Below are 3,493 nucleotides of genomic sequence, written 5' to 3'. Positions count from 1 at the left end.
AAATGGGGCTAAAAACAAAATAGGAAAAATTATGAAAGTAGCATGGGTATTCCCTGGACAAGGTTCGCAGAAAATTGGAATGGCAAAACAAATTGAAAATTTGCCAAATACAAAAGAGAGGTTTAGGTATGCATCTGAGATATTTGAGAGAAATTTATTTGAAATTTGTGAGTTAAATTCTGATCCAACAAATCCTCTTAGTGATTTGAATAATACAAGAAATACACAAATCTGTCTTTTTTTGGTTGAATCAATTTTATTAGATGCCTTAAAAGAAAATGGTTTTAAACCAACTTATGTTGCTGGGCATAGTCTGGGAGAAATAACTGCATTATATTGTGCGGATGTTTTTTCATTCGAAGACTGCGTATCACTAATAAAAGTAAGATCTCAATTAATGGTAAATGCTGGGAAAGGATCTATGGCAGCAGTAATTGGTTTTGATAGAAATGAACTTGATTTATTAGTCAAAAAAAGTGAAGATGTTGTAATTGCTAATGATAATAGCTCTTCCCAAGTTGTCTTATCAGGATCTAATGAAGAGTTAGACAATTTATCGAAAGAAATTTCTTGTAAAAGATTCCTAAAATTAAATGTTTCAGGTGCATTCCATTCACCATTCATGGATGAGCCTGCAGTTAAATTTTCTGAGTATTTAAAACAGATTAAGTTTAAAAATCCTTCTTTCCCAGTAATAAGTAATTATGAACCTTCACTTTGTAGTGATCCAAACGAGCTTAAAATTAGATTAGAAAAGCAAATGTGTAATGGAGTGAGGTGGCGAGAAACTATGGATTTAATGGCAAAAGATAGTGATCTTCATATTGTTGAAATTGGCCCTTCTAATGTACTAAGCGGTTTAGGAAAAAGACATCTTAAAGATGTAAAAATTTCTCAAGTTTCATCTTCTGATCAAATATCTTATTAATTTGTATGAAAAATCATACTATTCAAAAATTAATCTATGAATTAGTTAGCAAGCTTTTTGTATTTCCTATTTATAAATTTGTATTTAAAGGTCATTTAATAGGTAGAGACAATATTCCGCAAAAAGATTCCTTTATCATGGTTTCTAATCATGGTTCTTTACTTGACCCTCCTTTGTTAGGACATGCCCTTGGACGTAATATATCTTTTATGGCCAAGGCAGAGCTTTTTAAAATTCCTTTTCTTGGCTTTATTATCAAGGCTTGTGGAGCGTATCCTGTAAAAAGAGGAATTGCTGATAAAAATACAATTAAAACAGCATGTAAAAAATTATCAAATGATAATTGTATTGGAATTTTTATTGATGGCACTCGTCAAAAAAATGGTCGAGTGAATAAGCCCAAACAAGGTGCAGCATTATTAGCCTTTAAAAATCAAAAATTATTATTGCCTGTTGCAATAGTTAATTCTCATAGACTAATAAGATTTAAATTCTTTATTCCTTTGTTTTCAAAAATAGTTATTAAAGTGGGAAAACCTGTTCAACCTCCACAAAGTTCATCAAGAGATGATCTGAATTCTGTAACAATGCACCTTCAAGATAAAATTAATAATTTGATTGGATGAATATTTAGTTAATTGGAGAAATAGGGTAAAGAGGCAAAACTTTTCTCCAGGAATCTACATTTGAATTTAATAAATTTTTATTTGATAAATCTAATAGTTCTTTCAAATCTTTTTTATCATCATAAGTAGCTTCAAAAGAAAGTTCTTTACTATCAAGTTCTTTGACAACTTTTGGTAAAATTGTTTCTCGAATGATTAGATCCGAGGAGTTTTTTTCGTTACCACAAATTTCATATTTACCTGCAATAAAACCCTTACGTTTTAAATTTTTGAAAATCCAGAATGATTTTTTGTTTGTAAAGATATTATTTTTTGATGCAATTCTTTTTGCCATTATTTCAAATGAACTAAAACTGTCTAGAGGACAATTTATTTGTTGTGAGATAGTTCTTGCTAAAACTACAATAAGTCGTGAAGCATTAAAATTTGCTGGCCCTATGCTGACAGATAACTTATTTATTTTTTGTAAATTTTCTTTGGAAATGAATTTGTTAAGATCATTAATTAAGTTGTTGCAAAGGTCATTATCAAATTTTTTGATAAATAATTCATCAGATTCAAGGTTATTGTTTTTTCTATAACCAAAGCCAAAAGAATTGTCTGTGCTGTAGATCACTAATATAGGGTAATTTTCTCTTTGTTTGAGTTTATTTGTCATCTATTACCTTTAAACAGGTAATTCCATACCTGGATTACACTTAGACCATTTACCAAATTCATTTTCAAAACTTTCACAAGATTGAACATCCCAATCAGTTTTATAATCACCATTATTATCTTTAACTATATTGACATGAATGAATGGTTTTTTTGCTTTAAAATCAGGTAGATCACAAATATGATCAACACCATGATTATTCTCAACATCATGATATGTGATACATCTATCAACCCATTTACAGTTGATGCAAATGCACATAATTAATAAATAAAATGAAAAGTAGCATTCACACAGATCATACACTAATAATTGATGAATTAGAAACAAGTATAAAATTTCATAATTTGGATTTAATATTAGGTTTTTTACCTAAAGGATCATATTTGGTTGGTGGTTATATAAGAGATATTATTTTGGGAAGAGAAACTGAAAAGGTAGATGTTGATATTGTGGTACCTTTAAATGCAATTGAAATTGGGAAAAAGATTGCAGATAATATTGGATCAAAATTTATAATTTTAGATGAAAAAAGAGAAGTAGTAAGAATTATTCTTAATAATATTTATATTGATATTGCTAATCAGGTTTCATCTACGATAGAAGGAGATTTATGTTCTAGAGACTTTTCGATTAATTCAATTGCTTTTTTATTTGATAAGAAGTGTTTGTTTGATCCATTAAATGGTCTTAAAGATCTAGAGATTTCTTTGCTTAGAACTCATTCTGAAAACAATTTACTAAATGATCCTTTACGAATATTAAGATGTTTTCGATTTGTTTCAGAATTGAATTTTAAAATTGATTTAAGATTAGTTGATTTTATAAAAAAAAATAAAGGGAACTTATATCTTGTCGCAAAAGAGAGAATTACTTATGAAATACAGAAAATAGTAAATGGAGCAAATGCTCTTGATGCAGTATTGTTGATAAAAAAATTAAATATATTTGATACTGAAAATTTATTTGAAGATTCTTTTTTTTTGGATTTAGAGAAAATTAATTATGCAGAACTTAATCAGGAAGAAAAAGAAAAATTTTTACCATCATTTTTTATTGCTCAAATTTTAGATGTTTTATCTTTGGAGAAACTTAAATTTAGTAAAGCTGAAATTGAAAAAACAAAGTTATTACGAAAATGGCACTTTTTGTTGGAGAAAAAAAATATCGCTCAATTGTCTGAATCAGATAGATTTGCATTACATAAAGAATTAGAGATGTTTCTTCCAACATTTATTTTTCATTTACCTCAAAACTTACGATTAAATTGGCTCCGTAGAT

Annotated in this window: 5 protein-coding genes; 3 read left to right on the top strand and 2 right to left on the bottom strand. The window is 28.1% G+C overall.

Features of this window, described 5'->3' with window-relative positions; genetic code table 11:
• The first annotated feature begins 31 nt into the window (after positions 1 to 31).
• On the top strand, positions 32 to 928 hold the full coding sequence (gene fabD / locus MK115_RS09035) for an ACP S-malonyltransferase (protein ID WP_287610876.1): 897 nt from the start codon (positions 32 to 34) through the stop codon (positions 926 to 928).
• 5 nt (positions 929 to 933) lie between these two features.
• Positions 934 to 1,554, top strand: a complete 621-nt coding sequence (locus MK115_RS09030) for a lysophospholipid acyltransferase family protein (RefSeq protein ID WP_287610874.1) — start codon at positions 934 to 936, stop codon at positions 1,552 to 1,554.
• Positions 1,555 to 1,558: 4 nt separating this feature from the next.
• Here the strand turns inward: MK115_RS09030 and MK115_RS09025 are convergent, their stop codons facing one another.
• Positions 1,559 to 2,212, bottom strand: coding sequence for a molecular chaperone (locus MK115_RS09025; protein ID WP_287610872.1), 654 nt, complete (start codon positions 2,210 to 2,212; stop codon positions 1,559 to 1,561).
• 9 nt (positions 2,213 to 2,221) lie between these two features.
• Positions 2,222 to 2,473, bottom strand: a complete 252-nt coding sequence (locus tag MK115_RS09020) for a Ycf34 family protein (RefSeq protein ID WP_011817632.1) — start codon at positions 2,471 to 2,473, stop codon at positions 2,222 to 2,224.
• A gap of 14 nt (positions 2,474 to 2,487) precedes the next feature.
• Here MK115_RS09020 and MK115_RS09015 point away from each other — a divergent pair.
• On the top strand, positions 2,488 to 3,493 hold a 1,006-nt coding region (locus MK115_RS09015; protein ID WP_287610870.1), incomplete at its 3' end, for a tRNA nucleotidyltransferase/poly(A) polymerase-related protein.

The organism is Prochlorococcus sp. ALOHA_ZT_50 (genome assembly GCF_022447305.1).
Classification (GTDB): Bacteria; Cyanobacteriota; Cyanobacteriia; order PCC-6307; family Cyanobiaceae; genus Prochlorococcus_A.
This window is presented reverse-complemented; position numbering and strand designations above follow the sequence as displayed.

Coding starts and splice junctions, on each gene's coding strand:
- MK115_RS09030 (WP_287610874.1), top strand. CDS start 934: ATGAAAAATCATACTATTCAAAAATTAATCTATGAATTAGTTAGCAAG.
- fabD (WP_287610876.1), top strand. CDS start 32: ATGAAAGTAGCATGGGTATTCCCTGGACAAGGTTCGCAGAAAATTGGA.
- MK115_RS09020 (WP_011817632.1), bottom strand. CDS start 2,473: ATGTGCATTTGCATCAACTGTAAATGGGTTGATAGATGTATCACATAT.
- MK115_RS09025 (WP_287610872.1), bottom strand. CDS start 2,212: ATGACAAATAAACTCAAACAAAGAGAAAATTACCCTATATTAGTGATC.